Origin of the sequence: Dickeya chrysanthemi NCPPB 402, from assembly GCF_000406105.1 — a bacterium.
GTDB lineage: Bacteria > Pseudomonadota > Gammaproteobacteria > Enterobacterales > Enterobacteriaceae > Dickeya > Dickeya chrysanthemi.
The window spans coordinates 4,255,994-4,277,922 of sequence record NZ_CM001974.1; the positions used below are offsets into that span (position 1 = coordinate 4,255,994).

Here is a 21,929-nt window from a genome sequence, read left to right on the forward strand (position 1 = left end):
TTATGAAGCAAGGTTTGCAACTCAGGCTCAGCCAGCAACTGGCTATGACACCGCAGTTACAGCAGGCCATCCGCCTGCTGCAGTTGTCCACGCTTGAACTCCAGCAGGAAATCCAACAGGCGCTGGAAAGCAACCCGTTGCTGGAGCAGGCCGATATTCATGACGAAGTGGAAACCCAGGAAAGCAGCGACAGCGAAACGCTGGACACCCGCGAGGCGCTGGAGCAAAAAGAGATGCCCGACGAGTTGCCGCTCGACGCCGCCTGGGATGAAATCTACACCGCCGGTACGCCGTCCGGCACCAGCACCGACTACCGTGACGAAGAGCTGCCGGTCTATCAGGGTGAAACCACACAGACGCTGCAGGATTACCTGATGTGGCAGGTGGAGTTGACGCCGTTTTCCGATACCGACGCCGCCATCGCCACGTCCATCGTGGATGCGGTGGACAGCACCGGTTACCTGACGGTGTCGCTGGACGATATCCGCGACAGTATCGGTAATGACGAGGTGACGCTGGAAGAGGTGGAAGCGGTGCTCAAACGCGTACAGCGTTTTGACCCTGTCGGCGTGGCCGCCCGCGATTTACGCGAATGCCTGCTGGTACAGCTGTCCCAGTTCGACAGCGGCATTCCCCGTCTGGCTGAAGCCAAACTTATCGTTAGCGAATACCTTGATCTGCTCGCCAACCATGACTTCCGCACCCTCATTCGTACCAGCCGCCTCAAAGAAGAGGTATTGAAAGAAGCGCTGGCGCTGATTCAATCGCTCGATCCGCGCCCAGGTCAGTCGATCAATACCGGCGAATCCGAGTATGTGATTCCGGACGTACTGGTGCGCAAGATACAGGGACAGTGGACGGTGGAGCTCAATACCGACAGCGTACCCCGGTTGCAGATCAACCAGCAGTACGCCGCCCTCGGCAACAGTGCGCGCAACGACAGCGACGGGCAATTCATCCGCAGCCACCTGCAGGAAGCCCGCTGGCTCATCAAGAGTCTGGAAAGCCGTAACGATACCCTGTTGAAAGTCACCCGTTGCATTGTGGAGCAACAACAGGCGTTCTTCGAACACGGTGAAGAATTTATGAAACCCATGGTGCTGGCGGATATCGCTCAGGCCGTGGAGATGCACGAGTCCACCATTTCCCGCGTAACGACCCAGAAATTTCTGCACAGTCCGCGCGGTATTTTTGAGCTGAAGTATTTCTTTTCCAGTCACGTCAACACCGACAGCGGCGGCGAGGCATCATCCACCGCCATCCGTGCGCTGGTGAGAAAACTCATTGCAGCGGAAAATCCCGCTAAACCGCTAAGCGACAGCAAACTGACCTCACTGCTTTCCGAACAGGGAATCATTGTGGCTCGCCGAACTGTCGCCAAGTATCGAGAGTCTTTATCTATCCCGCCGTCAAACCAACGCAAACAGCTGGTTTGACCCCTACATGAGAAGGAAGACGATATGCAGCTTAACATTACCGGACACCATGTCGAAATTACGGATGCTCTGCGCGAATTCGTAACCTCAAAATTCGCCAAACTTGAGCAATACTTTGATCGTATCAATCAGGTGTACGTGGTATTGAAAGTGGAAAAGATCCTGCACATTGCAGATGCCACGATCCACGTCAACGGAGGTGAGCTGCATGCCACATCGGAAGCGGGTGATATGTACGCCGCCATCGATCTGCTGATCGATAAGCTGGCGAGACAGTTAAACAAACATAAGGATAAACTGAAACAGCACTGATTTCGCCGTTTCAGGTGCAGGGACAGCGACCAGCCTGCCGCATGGCAGGCTGGTAACCGAAGGCAACAGTGTCGTTAAGTGAACGTATCATGAACAACGAGCCCGTTATGCAACTTAGCGCCGTCCTCCGTAAGGAGTGCACGCGTAGCGCTGTCCACTGTCAGAGCAAAAAGCGTGCACTGGAAATCATCAGTGAACTGGCCGCCAGACAGCTCAACTTGCCGCCGCAGATGGTGTTTGAAGCCATTCTGACCCGTGAGCGCATGGGCAGTACCGGTATCGGCAACGGCATCGCCATTCCGCATGGCAAGCTGGAGGACGAAAATACGCTCGGCGCAGTCGGCGTCTTTATCCAGTTGGAACAGCCGATAGCGTTTGACGCCATCGACAACCAACCGGTCGACCTGCTTTTTGCCTTGCTGGTTCCTGCTGAACAATGTAAAACCCATTTACATACCTTATCGCTCGTCGCCAAACGGCTGGCGGATAAAACCGTATGTAAGCGCCTGCGCGCAGCGCAAGATGATGATGAACTGTATCAGATCATGACGGAAGCGGATCTGCCCGACCAACCCTGATGGCTGGTGGCGCCCGTTTTAAGCGCTATCCGGCGTATGAGCGGGAACAGCGCATATAACAACACTATGTCATGACAATACGTGCGACGTCAGGCGCAAGCCTGACAGAATGCCGGCTTAGCCGGGAAAATGAAGTTAGCTAACTGTGGCGGTGGACATTCACCATCCTGCTGCCAGGGGGGAGTCGTCAGATGGTGCTGATGATTGTCAGTGGTCGTTCAGGTTCGGGAAAATCCGTAGCACTGCGCGCGCTGGAAGACATGGGTTTCTATTGTGTAGATAACCTGCCGGTGGTATTGCTGCCCGAACTGGCGCACACGCTGGCGGAACGGAACATCTCCGCGGCGGTCAGCATTGACGTGCGTAACCTGCCGGAAACGCCGGAAGTGCTGGAACATGCCCTGACCCGCCTGCCTCAAAGCTTTTCGCCCCAATTGCTGTTTCTAGACACCGATCGTAATACGTTGATCCGGCGCTACAGCGATACCCGGCGCCTGCATCCGCTCTCCAGCAAGAACCTGTCGCTGGAAAGCGCTATTGATGAAGAAAACGATCTGCTCGAACCGCTGCGTTCCCGTGCCGATCTGATCATCGATACCTCGGAAATGTCGGTGCACGAGCTGGCGGAAATGCTGCGTACCCGTTTACTGGGTAAACGCGAACGTGAACTGACTATGGTGTTCGAATCATTCGGCTATAAACACGGCATCCCGATTGATGCCGACTATGTATTTGACGTGCGCTTCCTGCCGAACCCGCACTGGGACCCGAAATTACGCCCGATGACAGGGCTGGATAAACCGGTGGCGGCATTTCTTGACCGGCATACCGAAGTCCACAATTTCATCTATCAGACCCGCAGCTATCTGGAACTGTGGTTGCCGATGCTGGAAACCAACAACCGTAGCTATCTTACCGTCGCTATCGGCTGTACCGGCGGGAAACACCGTTCCGTCTACATCGCCGAACAACTGGCGGATTACTTTCGCTCCCGTGGCAAAAATGTACAGTCGCGCCACCGTACGCTGGAAAAACGTAAATCATGACCGTCAGGCAGACCGTTGAAGTAAAAAACCGCTTAGGGATGCACGCTCGCCCGGCCATGAAGCTGTTCGAGCTGGTGCAAAGTTTTGACGCTGAGGTGTTGCTACGCAACGAAAGCGGTACTGAAGCTGATGCCAGCAGCGTCATCGCCATGCTGATGCTGGATTCAGCCAAAGGCCGCCATATCGAAGTGGAAGTCTCCGGGCCGGATGAAGAACACGCGCTGGCGGCGGTCATTCAACTGTTTGAAGCTGGATTTGACGAAGATTAATCCGGTATCTTACCTCATCCTGGTGCAAGCCGCCGTCTGTGATCCCGGTCTATTCCTGTTTATGCGGTAAGTTTTTATGCGGTAACTTCCCCGCATCCCTGTTACCATCGGATTAACTTATACCCCTGCCCTTACGGCGGGGGTGTTGTTATCTGCTATTGCAAAAACTGGAGAAACATATGGATAAACCGCACCTGACGATTAGCGAGCTGGATGCCGAACGCCTGGATGCGCTGCTGGAGCAACCTGCTTTTGCCGATACAGCGGTAGCGCAGGCTCTGAGCGAGGAACTCGATCGGGCTGATATCGTCCAGCCGATTGAGATTCCGGCCGATGTGGTCACCATGAACAGCAGGGTTCGGTTCCGCGATCTGCTTACGGTGGAAGAACATATTCGCACGTTGGTCTATCCGGCCGGTCTCAAAGACAGCCGGGAGCAAATTTCAGTGATGGCGCCGCTGGGGGCTGCGCTGCTCGGTATGCACGTCGGCAACAGCATTGCCTGGCCGCTGCCGAATGGCGACGAAACGAGAATTGAAGTCATGGAACTGCTCTACCAACCGGAGGCGGCGGGCGAGTATCACCGCTGACGCGACGGCATCCTCCCATGGCTGCCCAACAGACCGAGGGCAGCCATGTCGGCGAATGCCGTGGCAGAGAACGTTATGCGCCGGCGATTTTCATCGACGGCAGCAACACCGATCCGCACTGAATATTACTGCGCGTTTCAATATCATCGCCGACGGTGACCATATTGCGCAGCATATCTTTCAGGTTACCGGCGATGGTGATTTCACTCACCGGGTACTGAATCTCGCCGTTTTCAACCCAAAAACCCGCCGCGCCGCGTGAATAGTCGCCGGTAACCGCACTCACGCCTTGCCCCATCAGGCTGGTGACCAGCAACCCAGTCCCCATTTCCTTCAGCATACCGTCAAAATCCAGCCCGCGTCCGGCAATGCGCCAGTTATGAATGCCACCCGCATGGCCGGTGCTCTTCATGCCCAGTTTTCGGCTGGCATAGGTGGTCAATAACCAGGTTTGCAGCACACCGTCTTTGACGATATCGCGCTGTGCGGTACGTACGCCTTCGCTATCAAACGGCGTGGACGCCAGCCCTTTGCGCAAATGCGGCAACTCCTGAATGGTCAGCCATTCCGGTAGAATCTGCTTACCCAGGCTATCCAGCAGGAAGGTGGATTTCCGGTAAACACTGCTGCCGCTGATGGCGCCGACCAAATGCCCGAATAACCCGGTCGCCACCTCGGCGGCGAACATCACCGGCGCTTCCATAGTGGCTAATTTGCGCGGCGCCAGGCGCGCCAGCGTGCGCCGGGCGCACTCCTCACCGACCCACGACGGCGCTTGCAGGTCGTCGAGCGCACGGCCGATGGTGTAGGCGTAATCGCGCTCCATATCGCCGTTATGTTCGGCAATCACGCTGACCGACATGGAATGGCGGCTGGAGCAGTAGCTCTGCAACATACCGTGGCTATTGCCGAACACCTTGATGCCATAATGACTGTTAAAACTGCCGCCTTCGGTGTTGGTGATGCGTTTATCGGCTTTCAGCGCCGCCTGTTCAGCGGCGGCGGCCAGCTCGATACCGCGATCGGCGTCCAGCTCCGCCGGGTGGAATAAATCCAGATCCGGAGCATCAAACGCCAGCAGGTCTTTATCGGCCGGACCGGAATACGGGTCAACCGACGTGTAGCGGGCAATATCCAGCGCCGCCTGTACCGTACGCGCGATGGCGTCCGGGCTCATGTCGGTGGATGACGCGCTGCCTTTGCGCTGTTGATAGTAGACGGTGATGCCGAGTGCGCCGTCACTGTTGAATTCGACGTTTTCAACTTCACCATACCGGGAGCTGACGCTTATCCCCGTTGTTTTCGTGACGGCGACTTCCGCCGCATCAGAACCGGCACGGGCCAGCTCCAGCGCCTGCGATACCGCCTGTTCCAGCACTTTACGCTGTTCTGCAACCTGAGTGATTATTGTCATCGATTTGCCATAATGAGTAAGAAAACATTCAGATAATCTATGATGCAACGAATGCCGTCCGCCTGCTATTCGTTACCTTACCTCGGTTTTACCACGAGGTAGCCTGTGATTGAGTCTAACAGGATCGGCGGACAATTTCGCACTCAGCCCATAACCTGATAGGATCAGCCTCTTTTATTGGGGAGCTACCATGAACAAACATCCCGAAGACTGGCAGGACGAGATCCCTGACGCCAGTCAGGACGATGAAGACGAAGAGATAATCTGGGTCAGCAAAAGCGAGATTAAACGCGATGCCGAGGCCCTCAAAGCGTTAGGCACCGAGCTGGTCGAGCTGGGCAAGAACGCGCTGGAACGCATTCCGCTGGACGACGATCTGCGCGCCGCCATTGAACTGGCGCAGCGCATCACCAAAGAAGGCCGCCGCCGCCAGTTACAGTTGATCGGCAAAATGCTGCGTGCCCGCGACCCGGAACCGATTCAGACCGCGCTGGACAAGCTGCGCAACCGCCATAACCAACAGGTGTCGTTGTTCCACAAGCTGGAGCAGTTGCGTGACCGGTTGATAGCCGAAGGCGACGGCGCCATTCCTGACATTCTTGCGCTGTATCCGCAGGCCGACCGCCAGCAATTGCGCTCGCTGGTGCGTAACGCCCAAAAAGAAAAAGCCGCCAACAAACCGCCCAAATCAGCCCGGCAGATTTTCCAATATCTGCGCGAACTGGCGGAAGCCGAATAATGTCGGTCGGCGCCTGTGAGGCTGTGGCAAACAGCCTCGCCGGCACCTTGTGTAGCGGTTTTTATTTGGTTGAAGCCACCAGTGCAGAACCCACATGACAACCTTATTTATGTATTACGTGGGCGGGCGCGCCCAGGGCGCCAATATCGAATTGCATGATATTCAGTTCGCGGCGGTGGAACACCCGCATGACGGGTTCCCTTTTTTAAAAGCCAACTGGTTCGGCGATAAAAACCGGGTTCACGTCGATAGCTACACCCCCTGTCATTGGGCGGACGGCTATGATATCACGCTCAGCCGCCAGCCGTTTCAGGGGAAGGAAAAACTCTGGTTTATCAACATGGGAGGATATCTGCCGCACAACCCGGCGGAGGTGCATCAGTTCGGGCTGTTCGTCGCTGCGGATGCGGAACTCGCGCAACAACGCGCCAAAGCCGTGCTGCTGACCGATGTCTTTCAGCAGCATAAGGATGATCTGCGCGATGTGGACGACTGCCTGCCGCTCACCTTGCTGGACCGCTGGTATATCCATCTAAACGCCAACCCTGCCGGACAGATTCCATCGCCGCAGTGGCAGGGTTATCACCCGCTGTAAACGGGATCAGTCGCCAAGCGCATGTTTATGACGATGCAACAGTACCGTCAGGCGGCCAACCGCATTAATGGCTTCATCCGACACCTGATGGTCGCGCAACAGATGCTGATACTCATCCATCTGGGCCAGCAATCGGGCGAAATGGTGGCTACGGTCGCGGGTAGCGGCAATCACCTGTTCCGCCGTCGCCCGCATCTGGCGATGAAACGCAGACAAAACAGGGCTGACCGGCAGTTCCAGCGTCCGCAAACGCTGATGCATCATGATCAGTGACAACGCCAGCCGGTACCGACTTATTTCACCGGGAAACAGGTTCAGCAGCAGAAACAGGTGCTGATACAACGCAGGCAGGTGGTTCTCTCGCCGTTGCGTCGCACGGGTCGACAAGGCCGACACCGCGCCGAACACAAAGCGGTTCAGCAGCGTACGGCCGGTTTGTTCACGGGTATTGTCGCGGATCAGCAAAATCACGAGCAAAGCCAACATACAGCCGATCACCTGCCCAATCGCGTTATCAAGAAACTGAGACAGGTTGAACTTCATCGGATTGCTGAGCACCAGAATGTTGATGGTACTGGCCAGCGCGCCCAGCGATCCCAGCCGCCGTTTTTGAACCTCAATGCCGATGACAAACGCCATACCGCCGAGACTCAAACACAGCAGCAGCAGGCTTTGCTGGGTGGACGGCAACACCAGCATAAACATCAGCGCCCCCAGCGGCAGCGCCACCAAAGAACCAATCAGAAAGTCTTTCGCCGCCATCACCGGATTCGGTAACCGCATCACCAGCGATGTCACCACCGCGATGATCACCATGCATGAACTGCCCGAGGTCCAGCCGGTCCATAACCAGAACAAACAGCCCAGACCAGTCGCCACCGTGGTACGCACGCCATTAATCATCGCATGACGGGTTTCCGCCGAGCTGGCTTTTACCGGTACGTCGGCATCCAGCAATGCGGCTTCGCTCTGACCAATACGCGCATTGGTTTTCACGCCTTTCGACAACAACTGGTAGCGCGTCGCGGCCCCCAGCCAGCTTATCAGCGTCGGCGGCAGGCTGCTGCCGTGCGCCGCCGCCAGATGGCGTAACTGCCGCAAACGCCGCTGTACCTCCGCCGGATTGTCCGCCGGGTGCTCCAACATCACGGCGATCGCCCCTTTAACCGCATCAGGATGATCCTGTAACGTCAACCGGATTTCGCACGCCTGAGTGATCATAATCCAGGATTGAGTCAACAACGTGGTTATCCGGCGGCCGGCACCCTGCCAGCGAGATGACTCCATCATCAATACGCTGCGCATACCGTTGATAGCATGGGTTTTACGCACCAGCGCGTTCCACGCGGCATCCAGCGCCTGTTTCGACATGCCGTTCACACAACCTTGCAGCAAGTGATATTGCCCGACCAACAGCTCATCCAGCGCCCGGTCGATATCCTGCTTGACCGAACGCGGCGAGAACAGCAAGTCGGCTAAAATGGCGCAGACGATACCCAGCACAATCTCACTGCAACGCTCAACGGCAAACTGCGGAATACGCAGCGGCGCGCTCTGACTGGTCACGATGATGATCAGCGTCGTGTAGCCCGCCAGCGCAAACACATAGGCGTTTTCCAGTTTGATCAGTGATGAAATCCAGACGCAGACCCCCGCCCACAGGCAACACAGCATCAGCATCACTACCGGTGCCTGCACCGTGGCGATGATAATCACCAGAGCCGCAATACAGCCGATAAAGGTGCCGATGACCCGCAACATGCCACGGTAACGAATCGCACCGGAGAACGGTTCGCCGCCGGCGGCAAAAGCCGGTGCTGCGGCCACGATCGCCGCGGTCAATGCCGCCCAGCGCGGGGTTTCCAGTTGCAAAAAGAACCCCAGAACCAACGACAGCACGATCGCCGCACTGAGTTTGAAGGCAAACCGCAGGCGCAAAAACGCGGGACTGTTCATCATAAGCCCCTGCTTAGCCGAACTCGCGCAGGCGATGTAATAGTTGCAATAACGGCGACATCGACTTGGTATTGCGGGTCTGTTCGCCGGTCACCACGACGGTGGCGGTGGTGCCGGCCGGATACTGGTCGCCCCATTGTTGTTCAAGACGAATTTTTACCGGCACCCGCTGAGCCAACCGCACCCACTCCAGATTGGAATCCACCGTTGCCAGACCTTTGTTATCCGCGGTACTGCTGCTGTTGGTGACCCCGGCGGCAATACTATCGACCGAACCGAACAAAATCTTGTTACTGCCCAACGGAGTGATTTCCACCCGGTAACCGGGCCGGACCTCCGCCAGTTTGGTTTCTTCCATGTAAGCCAGCAGATAGAACGAATCCTTTTTCACCAACGCCACCGCGGTAGCGCCGCGGGTAATGTATTCGCCGGCATGGACATGTAAGTTGGTTATCCAGCCGTCAGCCGGGGCGCGCACCACCGTACGCGCCAGATCGAGTTTCGCCAGTTCCTGCTCCGCCTGCGCCTTTGCCAGTTGGTGTAATGTGGTTTGCAACGCATTGCCGGACTGTTCAATTTCCTCCCGCGACATCGCCTGCACCCCAAGACGCTGACGGCGCGCCGATTCCCGCTTTTTCTCATCGGCCAGCGCCTGATAATAGGCGACATCCGCCTGCGCCTGCTCCAGCGCCTGCTGATAACGCGGCTGATCAATCACGAACAGCACATCACCCTGTTTCACCGGCTGGTTATCCTGCACTTTGACATCGGTCAACAGGCCGCTGACATCGGGGGCGATCGCCACCACATCGGCACTAAAACGGGCGTCGCGCGTCCAGGGGGATTCAGTATAAAACGACCAGACGCGCACCAGCGCCACCCCAGCCAGTAGTACCAGTAATAACGTCACGGCCATGCGGCTGAATTTCTTGAAAATGACTTTCACAACAGATGTTTTCACAACAACCTCAAAGACCGAAATGGAACAGCGCATAGAACAGGCAGACAAACAGCGCGGTATTAAACAGAGCCGGGTGCCAAACCAGGTCGTAGATACCGGTGGGATGCAGCAGGCGGGTACAGACAAAAAATAGCGCCAGCGTCACCAGCAGCACAAAAAATACCGGTGGAAACGACAGGCCGAATAGCACCATAACCGGGAGTGAATTCATCCTCTTTTCCTTATGTTCTGCGTCACGCTGCTTGTCGCTCGCACCGCTAACCCTGAGTATCGGTGGCGAGAAGGACAGAAAAATACCCTCTCCCGCCGACCAACCGTCGGCAGGTGAAAGACACAGCGTTAACTGAATAATCACGATGGCGGGGGCTGATTTACTGCATCTCGTTCACGGTGTTAAATCAGCGTTTTTAACCCTTCGGAACAACCACGGCGGCAAAGACAGGCAATCAGGCCCGCGCTTTGTGGTCATACAGGCTATATTATGAAACGTTATTATTATGTTATCTACGCAGTGTGATCTAAATCACTTTTAAGCCAGGGTTAATAATGGAACGATTAAAGAGCATGTCGGTCTTCGCCAGCGTGGTGGAATTCGGCTCGTTCACCGCCGCCGCACGCCAGTTGGCTATGAGCGTATCCGCCGTCAGCCAGACGGTGACCCGGCTGGAAGATGAGCTACAGGTGAAACTGCTCAACCGCAGCACCCGCAGCATCGGGCTGACGGAAGCCGGCAGGATCTATTACCACGGCTGTCGCCGTATGCTGCACGAAGCACAGGAAGTGCATGAGCAGTTATACGCGTTCAACAACACCCCTATCGGTACGCTGCGCATCGGCAGTTCCTCCACCATGGCGCAAAATGTGCTGGCTACGATGACCACCGACATGCTGAAGGAATATCCGGGTTTGTCGGTCAATCTGGTATGCGGCATTCCAGCACCGGACCTGATTGCCGATGGGCTGGATATCGTCATTCGGGTCGGTGCGTTGCAGGATTCCAGCTTGTACAGCACCCGCCTCGGCTCAATGCCGATGGTGGTGTGCGCCGCCAAAAGCTATCTTGCACAGCACAGTGCGCCGGAAAAGCCCGGTGATGTGAGCAACGCGTCCTGGCTGGAGTACAGCGTTCGCCCGGACAGTGAATTCGAGCTGATCGCCCCGGAAGGGATCACCACCCGGTTAACGCCGCAAGGGCGCTTCGTCACCAATGATCCGGTCACACTGATTCGTTGGCTGAAAAACGGCGCTGGCATCGCTTATGTGCCGTTAATGTGGGTATTTGACGAGATCAAACGTGGCGAAATAGAGATCCTCTTTTCGCGCTACCACTCCGATCCACGCCCGGTGTACGCGCTCTATACCCGCCGCGACAACCTGCCGCTGAAAGTACAGGTGTGCATCAACTACCTGACCGAGTATTTCAACAAGGTGGCGCTGATTTATCAGGGATACCGGCAGGAACAACCGCAGAGCGAGCAACCGCAGAAATGAATCAGGCCGCACCAGGCGGCCTGATGTTACGATAACGGCAAAACGCTTAAGCGGTACCGCCCACCGTAATGCTATCCAGCTTCAGGGTCGGCTGGCCGACGCCGACCGGCAGACTTTGCCCTTCCTTGCCGCATACCCCGACGCCTCTATCCAGCGCCAGATCGTTGCCGACCATCGAGATCTGCTGCATGGCTTCAATACCGGAGCCAATCAGCGTCGCGCCTTTCACCGGTTTGGTGACACGGCCATTCTCGATCAGATACGCTTCCGAGGTGGAGAACACGAATTTGCCGGAGGTGATATCCACCTGACCGCCGCCAAAATTCGGCGCGTACAAACCATACTCCACGCTGGCGATAATCTCTTCCGGGGTGGACTTGCCCGCCAGCATATAGGTGTTGGTCATCCGCGGCATCGGCAGATGCGCGTAAGACTCGCGGCGGCCGTTGCCGGTCGGCGCAACGCCCATCAAGCGGGCATTCAGCTTGTCCTGCATATAACCTTTCAGGATGCCGTTCTCGATCAGCACGTTGTACTGGCCGGGTACGCCTTCGTCGTCCATCGCCAGCGAGCCGCGACGCCCTTCCAGCGTGCCGTCATCCACCACCGTACACAATTCGGACGCCACCAGTTTGCCGACCTGCCCGCTGAACACCGAGGTGCCGCGACGGTTAAAATCGCCTTCCAGACCATGCCCGACCGCTTCGTGCAGCAGCACGCCAGGCCAGCCGGCACCCAGCACCACCGGCATTGGCCCGGCCGGTGCCGCGACCGCAGACAAATTCACCAGCGCCATGCGCACGGCTTCTTTAGCCCAGGCTTCCGCCCGCGCTTCACCCTCCGCCTGCTGCCAGAAATAGTCGTAGCCGGTGCGCGCGCCGCCGCCGCTGGAACCGCGTTCGCGACGGCCGTTTTCCTCAACCAACACACTGACGGACAACCGCACCAGCGGGCGTACATCCGCCGCCAACGTACCGTCAGTGGCGGCAACCAGAATCAACTCGTACACCCCAGTCAGGCTGGCGGTCACTTCCTGTACGCGAGAATCCGCCGCACGAGCGGTGGCGTCAACCCGTTGCAGCAACGCGATCTTCTCTTCACGGCTCAGGCTATCCAGCGGATTGGCCTGCGGGTAGAGACCACGGTGCGGCACCTCACCCAACGTTTTAACCGCACCGTTGCCCTGCTCGCGCACAATGCTGCGGGCCGCCTGCGCGCTTTGCTGCAAGGCATTGAGCGTGATCTGGTCGGCATAGGCAAAACCGGTCTTTTCACCGCTGATGGCGCGGATCCCGACCCCTTGATCGATATGATAAGAACCGTCCTTGATGATGCGGTCTTCCAGCACCCAGGACTCATGATAGCTCGACTGAAAATACAGGTCGGCGTAGTCAAGACGCCGTTCACTCAACGTGCCCAAAATGGACTGAAGATCCTGATGGCTCAGTTTATTGGCTGTGAGTAATTGCTCACTGACAAATGTCAGACTCATAGAATGTCACTCTTATTGTCAATGTCATCAGATAACCAGACCGCCGTTACTGGCCTGCCGCACCGGCGGCATTGGCTTTTTGCGGTTCACGCACTACTTCCTGAATCTTTGGTTGATCCACACTACCGGAAATATGGTAACGAATCAGGGAAATTTTACTCCACAGCGGGCCCAACACCTTACTGGCGGCAAACACCGCCGCCCCGATAACCGGGTTCACCGCAAAGGCGGTGGCTACGCCGACCGTTGCGGAAATTTCCGGCGCGACGACCGCTTCCATCGAAACGTCGCGTTTTACCAGGTCAACATCGCCCTTCATAGCGATATCCGCTTCCAGGCCGTCCACCAGCAAATTATCGGTGTGCAACACCCCGTCTTTTATCCACGCCGTACTGCGAACCGAATCAAAGTAAAAGCCTTTGCCGAACGTATCGCTGAAATCAAACTGTAGCTTACGCAGCAGCGCATCGAAACTCACCAGACGCAATAATTGCCCGGCCTGGCCGGTGCCGACGTTAACGATTTCACCTTTGCCGATATCGGTTTTCAAAATGCCGCTCAGGCTTGGAATATGCGGCGACCACGGCGAACCGCGCCAGTACAAGTCATAATCAATCTTAAACGCACCGGCACGCAACGGCGTCGCCAGGCCCAGCCAGTCGGCGTTGTCGCTCAGGCTGTTGCCCGACAACTGGCCTTTTATCGCCGTACGAGTGCCTTCGCCGCTCTCCTGCCAGCTGCCGTCCAGCGTGAGTTTCGCTTTACCGCTATCGACCACCCCATTGGCCAGCACCAGCTTATTCGGCTCGGGTTGCAGCGCCCCCTTCACCTGACCGATGTTTTGCCCCATCAACCAGCATTCCCGGCAATCAAACTGCAACGCCGGCCAGTCTTCAAAGCGAATACTCGGATCGTTGAGCGGCGACTTTTTCTCTGCCAGCGCCGCCGGGTTGGTCGCATCATCGCCTTGCCACTGCGGATTGTAATACAGATAGCGAACATCGCTACGCCATTGTCCGACGGCGGGGATCAACAAACGGCCATCGATCTCCCGGCCGGCCACCGTGATTTCACGGCCGCCGTTCTGGGTACGGCTGGTAAACATCAGATCATGCCACTGTTGACCCAGCACCTTCAGTTCCGGCGTCATCAGCGTTACCCGGTCCGGCCATTGGAAACGGCTGGCCGCCGTCTGCTCGGTTACCGTGTGTCGAACGCCGGGCAGCAACGCCAGCCAGCGTTCGCCGTCCAGCGGCGGCAACGCCAACGTCAGCGACGAATCATCCGGCAGAGGCGGAAGTTTCGTGCCGTCCTGCCAGGCCGCCCGCGCCAGTATCACTTTGCTCTCTTTAAGCAGCCATTGACTGTTGAAAGACTGTTTTTTCCCTAACGTGCCGCTCAGCGTGAAACCGCGTACATCGCCTTTGGCATTAGCCTGAAGTCCCAACGCCGCGCCGCCCGCCTTATTTAACGGTGAAGGTAAGTAACTGCTTACTTCCTTCAAATCACCCTGGAAGTTCACTTCATAGCTGGATGATCCACGGTGAGGCAGCGTCACCTGCACTGAACTCTGCCAGCCGGCATTGCCCTTCAACGCCGCCGCAACGGGTTTAGGTAGCCACGGCAAACGGGATACGGCCCAGCTTCCCTGCAACCCCACATCAACCAGAAACGCGTTTTCCTGTTCCTGAGTCGAGAAATTGAACGTGAGGGGCTGTTCCAGCCAACGCGCCTGCAACGTTTGGCTGGCGAGGTTGCCGTTATCGTAGTGAAATTGTCCGCTGACCGCCTGGAGTGAGGCATCCAATGGTTTGATAAACAAAGAATTATTATTCAGCGCCACATCGCCGCTGGCTTTTACCATCCCACCATTGAGCGGGATATCCAGATGCAGATTACCCTGAACCTCTCCGCCAATCTGGATCTGTCTGAGCGCACCGCCGATCGAGTTTTTCATCGGCGTTTGATCGAAGTAATCGCTCACTTCTTTGCCGCTACCGCTGATGTCGCCATCGATCAGCAGCTTCTCTTTGCTGTAATCTGGGATCACCGCATTGATATTGCGCCCTTCAGCATCGCCCAGCATCACCTGCGGCGCCAGCATCCACAGGCCGTTGTTAAGGAAATTCAGCGTAATATCCAGGTTATCCAGCGCCGGCCAGCCGGGCTGGAACTCAAAGCGAGATTTCTCCAGCGGCACCCAGACCTGAAATTGTCCTTCCTGATGCTCGAACGGGAACTGAGCCGGGTTACCGGCAAACACCAGCGTGGCATTATCCACCTGGCCCGACTTGATGGCGCCGGTCAGATAATCCACCAGATTTTTGCCCATAAAGGGTTCAGGATAGTAACGCCAGGCGTCGGCGGCATCGCCGAGCCGAATCCCGGCCAGAATATCCAGCCGGGGTTCCCCCTGAACAGGATGACGATAGCGGAAATCACCGTTGGCCCACAACGAACGGGAGCGCACATCCAGCCCTTGCCCCCACAGTTCCCAACCCTGCGCACTATTGCGCCACTCCAGCGTGGCGTCGGCCTGACGAATATCCAGCGGCGCACGGAACATGTCCTGATACGGCAACGTACTCTGCGCCAGATTTACCCGCGTCCGCCCGCGCGTCAGGCTACCGGTTGCCTCGCCGGATACATGATTAGCGCCCGGCAGCCGTTGCCAGTTTTGCCAGCCGACATCCTGCCAGTTCACCTGAAAACGGGTCAGATCCGGCTGCTGCAAGGGGATATCCAGCGCCAGCGTGGTCAGTTGCCCTTGCGGCTGCAATGCCTGCCAACGGGTTTTTAGTTCCGGCGTGGTGGTGCTGAGCAACGGCAGCAGCGGCCCCAGCCGTTCCAACGCCAGGTGACGGCCGCGAATGCGTAGCTCGGCCGGACGGTCCGGCCCCAACAGTTGGGTATCCGCCGGCAACCACAGGGCAGACAATTGTCCTTTCGGCCAGTCGACGCCGTCGGTGGACAAATTCAGCGACGGTACATCCAATTGCCAGCCGTTTTGATAACGGCTGGCGTGCAGCGTCATGCCGTTAACGCCCAGCCGGTGCAACGTCGCGCCGTCGCGCCAACTGGCATCGCCCTGACTGAGCAGCAGATCGCCGCCGTACATATCGCCTTCCCGCACCTGCAACCAGGCCGCCAGGCTGAACCTGGCGCTCTCAAGCCCGGTGTTGCTGCGGATCCAGCGGCCCAGCCACGGTTTCATGTCGATATTGTCGGCCTGCAAATACACCATGCCGTTATTCAGCCAGCCTTGTTCATCACGTAAATCCATACGCAACTGCACCACGCCGTGCTGACCGGTAAAACTCGACAGGCTAATTTGTCCTTCCGCCCGGTGCCGATTTTTGCTGTTTAACCAAGTCAACTGGGGAACGTGCAATTCGGCCTGGGTGCCCGATGGGGTCAGAAAACGGATGCGGCTATTACGCAGATCGAAGTGATCGAACTGACGCAGGAACAGCGAGCCGAACTGATCCGGCTCCCAACTGCGGGTACGCTGCCTTTCGGGGTCGATCGGCTTTTTGATGTCTAATTGCAGGTGATAAAACGTAAGATCGCGGAACTTCCACTTCAGATGCAGCAACGACTGCCAGACATCCAGCGCTACTGAAATGCGCTCGGATTGCCACTCGGCATCCGGGTGATGAATACGCAGGTTGGTGATATCCAGCGTCGGCCCAAACGTTTCCCAACTGCCGCTGAGGCTATCCACCTCCATCGGCAGGCCGGTAACGGACTGCGCCCAGGCCACGATCTGTGGCCGGAAAGTATCCAGCGTCGGCAGCACCATTCTCAGGCCGCTGACCAGCAACGCGGCCAGCACAACCAAAATGGCACACGTCGCTGCTGCTATTCCGGGCAATCGCTTTATGCCGGGCAGTCGCCTCACACCTGTCTCCTCATTGTTCGTCACCGGCGACGAGCGAAAACCTTAACAGAGAAAGCCCGCCGGCCGACATCCGGCGACGGGCGGCATGACGTTACATCATGACCACATCAAACTGTTCCTGACTGTACAGCGGTTCGATCTGCACCTTAACCTGCTTGCCGACGAAAATCTCCACTTCCGCCAGCGCGTGCGACTCGTCGCTTTTCAATGCTTCGCCCACCGCCGGCGATGCGTAGACCAGGAAACGATCGGAGTCATAAGCGTGGTGTACTCGCACGATTTCACGCATGATTTCATAGCACACGGTTTCCACGGTTTTCACCGACCCGCGGCCGTGACAGGTTGGGCACTCGCTGCATAACACGTGTTCTATGCTCTCACGGGTACGCTTGCGCGTCATCTCCACCAGTCCCAATTGAGAGAAGCCGCTGATGCCGGTTTTGACCCGATCTTTGCTTAACGCCTGTTCCAACGAATGCAGTACGCGACGGCGGTGATCCTCATTCGCCATATCGATGAAATCGATGATGATGATGCCGCCCAGATTGCGCAAACGCAGCTGACGGGCAATCGCCTGCGTCGCTTCGATGTTGGTATTAAAAATGGTTTCGTCCAGATTACGATGGCCGACAAACGCACCGGTGTTGATATCGATGGTGGTCATCGCTTCCGTCTGGTCGATAATCAGATAGCCGCCGGATTTCAGTTCAACTTTGCGATCCAGCGCCCGCTGAATTTCGTTTTCCACGTCGTACAGGTCGAAAATCGGCTGTTTGCCGCTGTAATGCTCCAGCTTACTGGTCATTTCAGGGATGTATTCGGCGGTGAACTCCAGCAGGGAGTCGTAAGTCAGCTTCGAATCAACGCGAATGCGATCCAGCGACGCGTCGGCAAAATCCCGCAAAATACGGTGCGCCAGCGCCAACTCGCCATACAGTTTGCACTTGGTCTGGTTGCGCTTTTTGCGCTCCATCACCTTGGTCCATAAGCGCTTAAGAAAAGCGGCGTCCTGCGCCAGCTCTTCCTCTCCCACGCCTTCGGCCGCGGTACGGATGATGAAGCCGCCTTGCTCGTCGCAATAGTCGGCCACCGTTTTTTTCAGGCGCTCACGCTCGGCCTCGCTTTCAATACGTTGAGAAACCCCGACGTGCGAGGCTCCGGGCATGAAAACCAGATAACGCGACGGCAGCGTGATATCGGTGGTCAGACGTGCGCCCTTGGTGCCAAGCGGGTCTTTCACCACCTGCACCATCAAATCCTGACCCTGACGCACCAGCTCGGCGATATCGCGCACATGAAAGTTTTTCTGCTCGTCGCCCGCCACGCACTCGGTATGCGGCATGATATCGGACGCGTGCAGAAACGCCGCCTTGTCCAGGCCGATATCAACGAACGCCGCCTGCATTCCCGGCAGCACACGGCTGACGCGGCCTTTATAGATATTGCCGACAATCCCGCGCCGGGCTTCACGTTCAATATGAATTTCCTGCAAAATGCCGCCGTCGATATAGGCAACACGCGTCTCTGAAGGGGTAATATTTACCAGCAATTCAGCGGTCATGGGTTCCTCGTTCTTTACGCTGTGCAGAAAAATGTGTGAACAATTCAAGCGTTTCCACCAATGGCAACCCTACCACGGCATGATAACTCCCGAAAATCGATTTAACGAAACATCCGCCTTTTCCCTGAATGCCGTAAGCGCCCGCTTTATCCATCGGCTCGCCGCTGGCGATATACGCTGTAATATCATCATCGGAAAGGGGTCGGAACTGCACCTCGGTCACCACTCGTGTCGATACGCTCTCGCGGCGGTCGGCCAGCGTCACCGCCGTCATCACCTGATGGCGGTGGCCCGACAATGCGCGAAGAATGCGAACGGCATCGTCTTCATCGCGCGGTTTTTCCAGTACCTGGCCGTTCAACACGACAATGGTATCCGCCCCCAGCACCGGCAGATCCATCGGTGCCGCCGCGACGCCGGCCGACGCTTTGTCGTGCGCCAGACGGCTGACATACTGCTCCGGCGATTCGCCCGGCTGACGCTGTTCCGCGACGTCAATCTTCACGACATCGAACGACAGCTCCAGCAGGGTTAACAGTTCACGACGGCGGGGCGACGCTGACGCCAGATACAGATCGGTCATCACATTTCTCTCATCATGTTCTTGTTATTGAACGGCAAACTGACGGCGAATCTTGCGCATCAGCAGGAACAGCCACGGCCATAGCACGCCGTCGACAACACTATTCCAGAAAATTTCCGGTCGTAAAGAGACATTGATCACCAGGAACTCGGCCCAAAACACCAGTAAATCCAATACCAGCGACAGCAACATGACGACCAGCGCCTGCTGCCACAACGCCATGTTACGGAACAACTGGAATTTGAACGCCACCAGATAGGCGACAATACTCAGCCCCAACGCCCGAACCCCCAGCGTAGAACCGAGAATCAGGTCGGTGATCATCCCCAACACAAACCCGGTGCCGACATTAACCCGGTGCGGCAGCGCCATCACCCAATAAATCAGGATCAAGGTCAGCCAGGAAGGACGATACATATAAAGCTTATCCGGCCAGGGCATGATTTGCAGCACCATCGCCACCAAAAAAGAGAGCCAGATAATCCAGTGACCGTGTCGGTGATAGCTGTTCATCGGCTACCTCCCGGCGCTGCGGGTGACGTTCCCTGCGGTGATGGCGCCGTCTGATTCACAGCCGGCGATGTCGTATTGCGAGGCGGCGCCGTATTGGCAGGCTTAGACTGCGCCGCACCGTTCGTTTTCGGCGGTGTGGCTTTTACCGGAGCCGCTTTAGCCGGCGGTGCCGGCGGGCCGACAAAATCAGGCGACGAGGTATTGGCCGAGGCCGGAGCAGGCGGGCCCATTTCCTCCGGCGACGGCAGTACGTGCGGCATCATTTGCATCAGGCGCTCATTCGCCACCCGATGTACCTCGTCCTGCGGTAACGCAGTACGGGAATTACTGTCCACACCCCACATCAACAGCAGATAGCGCAAACGCTGCAGCTCGGCGGTAGGGCGAGCCTGAATAACGGTGTAGGCGCGCTGGGTATCCACTTTCACCGACGAGACGACCGCCACCGGATACCCTTCAGGGAAACGCCCGCCCAGACCGGACGTAACCAGCACATCGCCGACCCGGATATCCGTATTGTTAGGCAAGTGCTCCAGTTGTAAATCTTCGGTGCAGCCGTTACCGGCGGCAATCACGCGGATGTCGTTACGCAGCACCTGAATCGGCAGCGCATGAGAGGCATCGCAAATCAACAGCACACGGCTGGTAAACTGCCCCACCGCGACAACCTGCCCCACCACGCCTTTATCGCTGATGACCGGTTGTCCTTCGTACACGCCGTTGACGTTGCCTTTGTCGATCACCACTTGATCGCTGTACGGGTCGGACCCGGAGGACAGCACCTGTGTGACCATCTTCTGCTCTTCCTGACGCAACGGCGAGCCCAGCAGTTCACGCAGACGGGCGTTTTCCTGACGGAATTGCCCCAACAGCAACAGATCGCTGTTTTTCAACAACAGTTCCTGACGCAAAGCGGTATTTTCCCGTTCCAGTTGCTCGCGGGAGGTCAGATTGGCGGACAGGTTATCCAGCATGGCGCGCGGGCCATTCGCCAGAAAATAGAAAGGGCTGACGGCGGTATCCATGTACGTTCTGATTTTGACGAACGTACCGAGCCGACTGTCGGCAAAAATAATGACAATTGCGGTAATGACAGCAAGAAAAAGGCGCAGTTGCAGGGAGGGGCCCCGGCTAAAAATCGGCTTCATAAAATTGCGTATTCCTCGACAATAAAAAGGGGGCTACCACGCGGGATGAATCCAACAGATTTTCATCCATGCGATCGGTCCCCCTCTTTGTTCTGGCTGGATTATTCTTCGCTGAACAAATCGCCGCCATGCATGTCGATCATTTCCAACGCTTTACCGCCGCCACGTGCTACGCAAGTCAACGGATCTTCGGCCACCACAACCGGAATACCGGTTTCTTCCATCAGCAGGCGATCAAGGTTGCGCAGCAGTGCGCCACCGCCGGTCAACACCATGCCGCGCTCAGAAATATCGGACGCCAGTTCCGGCGGGCACTGCTCTAGTGCCACCATCACGGCGCTGACGATACCGGTCAGCGGTTCCTGCAACGCTTCCAGAATCTCATTGGAATTGAGATTGAAACCACGCGGCACACCCTCCGCCAGATTACGACCGCGCACTTCGATTTCGCGCACTTCGTCGCCCGGGTAGGCAGAACCGATTTCATGTTTGATACGCTCGGCGGTCGCTTCACCGATCAGCGAGCCATAGTTACGACGCACATAGTTGATGATGGCTTCGTCAAAACGGTCGCCGCCGATACGTACGGAAGAGGAGTACACCACGCCGTTCAGCGAAATCACCGCCACTTCGGTCGTACCACCACCGATATCCACCACCATGGAGCCGGTTGCTTCAGATACCGGCAGGCCGGCGCCGATCGCAGCGGCCATCGGTTCCTCGATCAGGAACACTTCGCGGGCGCCGGCACCCTGAGCAGACTCACGGATAGCACGGCGTTCAACCTGGGTCGCGCCTACCGGCACACACACCAGCACACGCGGACTCGGGCGCATAAAGCTGTTGCTGTGTACCTGTTTGATAAAATGCTGCAACATTTTTTCAGTGACGAAGAAGTCGGCGATCACGCCGTCTTTCATCGGGCGAATGGCAGCGATATTACCCGGCGTACGGCCCAACATCTGTTTGGCTTCATGACCCACGGCGGCCACGCTTTTCGGGGAACCGGCACGATCCTGGCGAATAGCCACCACGGAAGGCTCATTCAGTACAATGCCTTGTCCTTTTACGTAAATCAGGGTATTGGCGGTACCCAGGTCGATGGACAAGTCGTTGGAAAACATGCCACGAAATTTCTTAAACATAACTAAAGGATAATCCTGCAAGCTGGGGGCGGAAATGAAATCCGCTTACTGTACCAACCACACGCAACAGCGACAAGGCGCTAACCGGCTCTGCTACGGTGAAAAAATGATGTTTGCGCAAATTACCATGACAATGAATGCCTGCAGAACGGCTACCCTTCTGGCAGCGACAGGGATTGTTGCGAGTTGTCCCCGAAAA

The 21,929-nt window shown here is 57.0% G+C and carries 20 protein-coding genes; 9 read left to right on the top strand and 11 right to left on the bottom strand.

Features of this window, described 5'->3' with window-relative positions; genetic code table 11:
* Positions 1-2: 2 nt before the first annotated feature.
* The 6 genes from rpoN to rnk all read left to right on the top strand — a co-directional run bounded on the left by rpoN (position 3) and on the right by rnk (position 4,231).
* Positions 3-1,436: an RNA polymerase factor sigma-54 gene (rpoN, locus tag DCH402_RS18820; RefSeq protein ID WP_040002792.1), complete on the top strand. Its 1,434-nt coding sequence runs from the start codon at positions 3-5 to the stop codon at positions 1,434-1,436.
* Positions 1,437-1,460: 24 nt separating this feature from the next.
* Complete coding sequence (hpf, locus tag DCH402_RS18825) at positions 1,461-1,748, top strand: ribosome hibernation promoting factor (RefSeq protein WP_033577504.1); 288 nt, start codon at positions 1,461-1,463, stop codon at positions 1,746-1,748.
* A gap of 89 nt (positions 1,749-1,837) precedes the next feature.
* Entirely contained in the window at positions 1,838-2,326 is a 489-nt protein-coding gene (gene ptsN, locus DCH402_RS18830) for a PTS IIA-like nitrogen regulatory protein PtsN (RefSeq protein ID WP_040002794.1), read from the top strand.
* Positions 2,327-2,517: 191 nt separating this feature from the next.
* Positions 2,518-3,372, top strand: coding sequence for an RNase adapter RapZ (gene rapZ / locus DCH402_RS18835; RefSeq protein WP_033570459.1), 855 nt, complete (start codon positions 2,518-2,520; stop codon positions 3,370-3,372).
* On the top strand, positions 3,369-3,641 hold the full coding sequence (gene npr / locus DCH402_RS18840; protein WP_040002797.1) for a PTS phosphocarrier protein NPr: 273 nt from the start codon (positions 3,369-3,371) through the stop codon (positions 3,639-3,641). The genes rapZ and npr overlap by 4 nt, the downstream gene beginning before the upstream one ends.
* Before the next feature lie 179 nt (positions 3,642-3,820).
* A complete protein-coding gene (gene rnk, locus DCH402_RS18845; protein ID WP_040002799.1) occupies positions 3,821-4,231 on the top strand; it encodes a nucleoside diphosphate kinase regulator in 411 nt (136 codons plus the stop codon).
* Between the two features lie 73 nt (positions 4,232-4,304).
* Here rnk and pmbA read toward each other — a convergent pair whose 3' ends face one another.
* Positions 4,305-5,645 carry a metalloprotease PmbA gene (pmbA, locus tag DCH402_RS18850; protein ID WP_040002801.1) on the bottom strand — a complete coding sequence of 447 codons (1,341 nt, stop codon included), beginning with the start codon at positions 5,643-5,645 and terminating at the stop codon, positions 4,305-4,307.
* 190 nt (positions 5,646-5,835) lie between these two features.
* Here pmbA and yjgA point away from each other — a divergent pair, with 190 nt between their 5' ends.
* Positions 5,836-6,384 (top strand): ribosome biogenesis factor YjgA, encoded by a 549-nt coding sequence (gene yjgA, locus DCH402_RS18855; RefSeq protein WP_040002802.1) that lies wholly within the window; start codon positions 5,836-5,838, stop codon positions 6,382-6,384.
* A gap of 94 nt (positions 6,385-6,478) precedes the next feature.
* Positions 6,479-6,979 (top strand): DUF1543 domain-containing protein, encoded by a 501-nt coding sequence (locus DCH402_RS18860; RefSeq protein WP_027713364.1) that lies wholly within the window; start codon positions 6,479-6,481, stop codon positions 6,977-6,979.
* Between the two features lie 6 nt (positions 6,980-6,985).
* Here DCH402_RS18860 and aaeB read toward each other — a convergent pair whose 3' ends face one another.
* The 3 genes from aaeB to aaeX are packed head-to-tail and all read right to left on the bottom strand — an operon-like array spanning position 6,986 to position 10,107.
* Positions 6,986-8,935 carry a p-hydroxybenzoic acid efflux pump subunit AaeB gene (aaeB, locus tag DCH402_RS18865; RefSeq protein ID WP_040002804.1) on the bottom strand — a complete coding sequence of 650 codons (1,950 nt, stop codon included), beginning with the start codon at positions 8,933-8,935 and terminating at the stop codon, positions 6,986-6,988.
* Positions 8,936-8,948: 13 nt separating this feature from the next.
* Entirely contained in the window at positions 8,949-9,929 is a 981-nt protein-coding gene (aaeA, locus tag DCH402_RS18870) for a p-hydroxybenzoic acid efflux pump subunit AaeA (protein ID WP_081642190.1), read from the bottom strand.
* Positions 9,904-10,107: a p-hydroxybenzoic acid efflux pump operon protein AaeX gene (gene aaeX / locus DCH402_RS18875; protein ID WP_015848132.1), complete on the bottom strand. Its 204-nt coding sequence runs from the start codon at positions 10,105-10,107 to the stop codon at positions 9,904-9,906. The genes aaeA and aaeX overlap by 26 nt, the downstream gene beginning before the upstream one ends.
* A 335-nt stretch (positions 10,108-10,442) precedes the next feature.
* Between aaeX and aaeR the strand changes: the two genes are divergently transcribed.
* Positions 10,443-11,387 carry an HTH-type transcriptional activator AaeR gene (gene aaeR, locus DCH402_RS18880; RefSeq protein ID WP_040002807.1) on the top strand — a complete coding sequence of 315 codons (945 nt, stop codon included), beginning with the start codon at positions 10,443-10,445 and terminating at the stop codon, positions 11,385-11,387.
* A gap of 46 nt (positions 11,388-11,433) precedes the next feature.
* On the opposite strand, the gene tldD is transcribed toward aaeR, so the two are convergent.
* The 7 genes from tldD to mreB all read right to left on the bottom strand — a co-directional run bounded on the left by tldD (position 11,434) and on the right by mreB (position 21,730).
* On the bottom strand, positions 11,434-12,879 hold the full coding sequence (gene tldD / locus DCH402_RS18885) for a metalloprotease TldD (protein ID WP_040002809.1): 1,446 nt from the start codon (positions 12,877-12,879) through the stop codon (positions 11,434-11,436).
* A 46-nt stretch (positions 12,880-12,925) separates the two neighbouring features.
* A complete protein-coding gene (yhdP, locus tag DCH402_RS18890) occupies positions 12,926-16,762 on the bottom strand; it encodes an AsmA2 domain-containing protein YhdP (protein ID WP_040003745.1) in 3,837 nt (1,278 codons plus the stop codon).
* Between the two features lie 109 nt (positions 16,763-16,871).
* Complete coding sequence (rng, locus tag DCH402_RS18895; RefSeq protein WP_040002810.1) at positions 16,872-18,341, bottom strand: ribonuclease G; 1,470 nt, start codon at positions 18,339-18,341, stop codon at positions 16,872-16,874.
* Positions 18,331-18,924, bottom strand: a complete 594-nt coding sequence (locus tag DCH402_RS18900) for a Maf family protein (RefSeq protein ID WP_040002812.1) — start codon at positions 18,922-18,924, stop codon at positions 18,331-18,333. The genes rng and DCH402_RS18900 overlap by 11 nt, the downstream gene beginning before the upstream one ends.
* 24 nt (positions 18,925-18,948) lie before the next feature.
* On the bottom strand, positions 18,949-19,437 hold the full coding sequence (mreD, locus tag DCH402_RS18905; protein ID WP_040002813.1) for a rod shape-determining protein MreD: 489 nt from the start codon (positions 19,435-19,437) through the stop codon (positions 18,949-18,951).
* Positions 19,434-20,585 (bottom strand): rod shape-determining protein MreC, encoded by a 1,152-nt coding sequence (gene mreC / locus DCH402_RS18910; protein WP_040002814.1) that lies wholly within the window; start codon positions 20,583-20,585, stop codon positions 19,434-19,436. Before mreC ends, mreD begins: the two co-directional genes overlap by 4 nt.
* Positions 20,586-20,686: 101 nt before the next feature.
* Positions 20,687-21,730, bottom strand: coding sequence for a rod shape-determining protein MreB (mreB, locus tag DCH402_RS18915; RefSeq protein WP_012883014.1), 1,044 nt, complete (start codon positions 21,728-21,730; stop codon positions 20,687-20,689).
* Between the last annotated feature and the right edge of the window lie 199 nt (positions 21,731-21,929).